Raw genomic sequence first — 449 nt, forward strand, 5'->3', positions numbered from 1 at the left:
CAAGCCACGCAACAGGTAGTCGTGCAGGGCGGCTTCGTGAGCCGTCACCGCCTGCTGGTCCAGGGAACTCAGGTAATCCAGGGTTGCCCCCAGGCCGATCACGCTGGCGATCGGCGGAGTCCCGGCTTCGAAACCGAGGGGCGCCGGGCGGAAACTGGCGCTTTGATAATCAGCCTGCTGCACCATCTCGCCCCCAAACTGCCAGTGGCGCAGGTGATGCAGGGCTTCGGTGCGGCCATACAGCACGCCGACGCCGTCCGGCCCATAGAGTTTATGGCTGGAAAACACGTAGAAGTCGCAGCCCAGGGCCTGCATATCATGGCGACCATGCACGATGCCCTGGGCGCCATCGACCACCGTCAGTGCATCGTGGGCCTTGGCCAGCGCCAGCAGTTGCGGCAACGGCTGCCAGGCGCCAAGTACGTTGGACAGTTGGCTCACCGCCAGCA

At 64.8% G+C, this 449-nt stretch carries 1 protein-coding gene; it reads right to left on the reverse strand.

All coding sequences use genetic code 11. The features are described 5' to 3' along the window. On the reverse strand, window positions 1–449 hold a 449-nt coding region (locus HX846_RS38565; protein WP_178967620.1), incomplete at both ends, for an aminotransferase class V-fold PLP-dependent enzyme.

This window comes from Pseudomonas sp. K5002 (assembly GCF_013386655.1).
Lineage (GTDB): Bacteria > Pseudomonadota > Gammaproteobacteria > Pseudomonadales > Pseudomonadaceae > Aquipseudomonas.